The organism is Mesorhizobium sp., from assembly GCF_024509055.1.
Taxonomy (GTDB): domain Bacteria; phylum Pseudomonadota; class Alphaproteobacteria; order Rhizobiales; family Rhizobiaceae; genus Mesorhizobium.
Genome location: NZ_JANINM010000164.1, coordinates 1 through 3,624, shown reverse-complemented (window position 1 = coordinate 3,624; position 3,624 = coordinate 1). Strand labels below are relative to the sequence as shown.

At 63.2% G+C, this 3,624-nt stretch carries 1 protein-coding gene and 1 pseudogene; both read right to left on the bottom strand.

Translation table 11 applies throughout. From position 1 onward, the window contains the following. Nucleotides 1–3,046: DNA-directed RNA polymerase subunit beta' (gene rpoC, locus Q0L57_RS08095; protein WP_296740917.1), on the bottom strand; the 3,046-nt coding region annotated here is incomplete at its 3' end. A 138-nt stretch (nt 3,047–3,184) separates the two neighbouring features. Then, nucleotides 3,185–3,624, bottom strand: a pseudogene (locus Q0L57_RS08090) (DNA-directed RNA polymerase subunit beta); the annotation flags it as partial.

The window sequence follows — 3,624 nt, the reverse complement described above, 5'->3', positions numbered from 1 at the left end:
CCCACTCGGCGATGCGCTGGCCGCGCTTCACCTTGTCGCCATCGTCCACGAAGATACGCGAACCATAGGCGACGCGGTGCGTGGCGCGCTCCTTGCCGGTCTCATCGAGGATGAGCACCGCCATGTTGCGGCCCATGACCATCTGCTGGCCTTCCGAGTTGCGCACCACGTTGCGGTTGCGGATCTGCACCTTGCCCTCATAGGAGGCTTCAAGGAACGAGCTGTCCACCACCTGCGCCGTGCCGCCCATGTGGAAGGTGCGCATGGTGAGCTGGGTGCCCGGCTCGCCGATCGACTGCGCCGCGATGACGCCGACGGCCTCGCCCTGGTTGACGGGGGTACCGCGGGCCAGGTCGCGTCCGTAGCAGACGGCGCATACGCCGGTCCTGACCTCGCAGGTCAGCGCCGAACGGATGCGGACCGACTGCACGCCGGCCTTTTCGATCTGCTCCACGTCGCGCTCGTCCATCAGCTTGCCGGCCTTGACCAGCAGGTCGCCGGTGACCGGGTGGTTGATGTCGTCGAGCGCCGTGCGGCCGAGCACGCGCTGGCCGACCGAAGCCACGATCTGACCGGCATCGACGATCGGCTGCATGGTGAGGCCCTTGTCGGTGCCGCAATCCACGGAGTTGACGATGCAGTCCTGGGCCACGTCGACAAGACGACGGGTGAGGTAACCCGAGTTCGCCGTCTTCAAGGCGGTGTCGGCCAGACCCTTGCGGGCGCCGTGGGTCGAGTTGAAGTACTCGAGCACGGTGAGGCCTTCCTTGAAGTTCGAGATGATCGGCGTCTCGATGATTTCGCCCGAGGGCTTGGCCATCAGGCCGCGCATGCCGGCGAGCTGACGCATCTGGGTGGGCGAACCGCGCGCACCCGAATGCGACATCATGTAGATCGAGTTCATCGGCTTCTGACGGCCGTTGTCCTCGAATTCCACCGCCTTGATGCGGGCCATCATCTCGTCGGCGACCTTTTCCGAGCACTTGGCCCAGGCGTCGACCACTTTGTTGTACTTCTCGCCCTGGGTGATCAGGCCGTCATTGTACTGCTGCTCGTATTCCTTGGCCAAAGCCTCGGTGTCGGACACCAGCTTGAGCTTGGTGTCCGGGATGACCATGTCGTCCTTGCCGAAGGAAATGCCGGCACGGCAGGCATGGGCGAAGCCGAGCGCCATGATGCGGTCGCAGAAGATGACCGTCTCTTTCTGACCGCAGTGGCGGTAGACAGTGTCGATCATCTTGGAGATGTTCTTCTTGGTCATCTCCTGGTTGGCGGTCTCGTACGGCACGTTGACGTTCTTCGGCAGAAGTTCGCCGATGATCATGCGGCCAGGCGTGGTGTCGTAGATCTTCGACACCATCTTGCCTTCAGCGTCGACGGTGCGGAAGCGGCCCTTGATCTTGGCGTGCAGCGTCACGGCCTTGGTCTCCAGCGCATGCTGGAGCTCGCCCATGTCGGCAAACACCATGCCTTCGCCCGGCTCGTTCTGGTTGACGATCGAGAGGTAGTAGAGACCGAGAACCATGTCCTGCGACGGCACGATGATCGGCGCGCCGGAAGCCGGGTGCAGGATGTTGTTGGTCGACATCATCAGCACGCGTGCTTCGAGCTGCGCTTCCAGCGACAGCGGCACGTGGACCGCCATCTGGTCACCGTCGAAGTCGGCGTTGAAGGCCGTGCAGACCAGCGGGTGCAGCTGGATCGCCTTGCCCTCGATCAGGATCGGCTCGAAAGCCTGGATGCCGAGGCGGTGCAGCGTCGGGGCGCGGTTCAGCAGCACCGGATGCTCGCGGATGACCTCGTCGAGGATATCCCAGACCTCCGGACGCTCCTTCTCAACGAGCTTCTTAGCCTGCTTGACGGTCGAGGAGAAACCCTTGGCGTCGAGGCGGGCGTAGATGAAGGGCTTGAAGAGCTCGAGCGCCATCTTCTTCGGCAGGCCGCACTGGTGCAGCTTGAGCTCCGGGCCGGTCACGATGACCGAGCGGCCGGAATAGTCGACGCGCTTGCCGAGCAGGTTCTGGCGGAACCGGCCCTGCTTGCCCTTGAGCATGTCGGACAGCGACTTCAGCGGACGCTTGTTGGCGCCGGTGATGACGCGGCCGCGACGGCCGTTGTCGAACAGCGCATCGACGGCTTCCTGCAGCATGCGCTTTTCGTTGCGCACGATGATGCCGGGGGCGCGCAGCTCGATCAGCCGCTTCAGGCGGTTGTTGCGGTTGATGACGCGGCGATAGAGGTCGTTGAGATCCGACGTCGCGAAACGACCGCCGTCCAGCGGGACGAGCGGACGCAGGTCCGGCGGGATCACCGGAACGACCTTCATGATCATCCATTCCGGACGATTGCCGGATTCCATGAAGTTTTCGACGACCTTGAGCCGCTTCAAGAGCTTCTTCTGCTTGAGCTCGGACGTGGTCGAGGCGAGCTCAGAACGCAGGTCGCCGGCGATCTTCTCCAGGTCCATGCCCGCGAGCAGGTCATGGATGGCCTCGGCGCCGATCATGGCGGTGAACGAATCCTCGCCATACTCGTCGACGGCGATCATGTACTCTTCCTCGCTGAGGAGCTGATGCTCCTTCAGCGCGGTCAGGCCCGGCTCGGTGACGATGTAGTTCTCGAAGTAGAGGACGCGCTCGATGTCCTTCAGTGTCATGTCGAGCAGCGTGCCGATGCGCGACGGGAGCGACTTCAGGAACCAGATGTGGGCGACGGGCGCGGCGAGCTCGATGTGGCCCATGCGCTCGCGGCGGACGCGCGACAGCGTGACTTCGACGCCGCACTTCTCGCAGATGACGCCCTTGTACTTCATGCGCTTGTACTTGCCGCACAGGCACTCGTAGTCCTTGATCGGACCGAAGATGCGCGCGCAGAACAAACCGTCACGCTCCGGCTTGAAGGTGCGGTAGTTGATGGTCTCCGGCTTCTTGATCTCACCGAACGACCAGGACAGAATCTTCTCAGGGCTGGCGAGCGAGATCCGGATGGAATCGAACACCTGCGCAGGCGCCTGGGGGTTGAAGAGATTCATGACCTCTTGGTTCATGCCGTTCTCCTTTTCGGGGTCCTCGAAAACCCCTTTTATCGAGCGCGGGTCGAATGCCCGCAGAATGATCGGCCACCGGCCGAAGGAATTTGAGGGGCGCGCCGCGTGCTATCGCGGCGCGCCATTGCCTTAACCGGCTTATTCAGCTGCGTCGGGCAGCCGCACCGGAGCATCCTCGAGCTTGGTGTTCTCCAGCTCGACGTTGAGGCCGAGGGAGCGCATTTCCTTGACGAGAACGTTGAAGCTCTCGGGGATGCCCGCCTCGAAGGTGTCGTCGCCTCTGACGATCGCCTCGTAGACCTTGGTGCGACCGGCGACGTCGTCCGACTTCACCGTCAGCATTTCCTGCAGCGTGTAGGCGGCGCCATAGGCTTCCAGCGCCCAGACCTCCATTTCGCCGAAGCGCTGGCCACCGAACTGCGCCTTGCCGCCCAGCGGCTGCTGGGTGACGAGCGAGTACGGGCCGATCGAACGCGCGTGGATCTTGTCGTCCACCAGGTGATGAAGCTTGAGCATATAGATGTAGCCCATCGTCACCTTGCGATCGAACGGCTCGCCGGTGCGGCCGTCATAGAGCT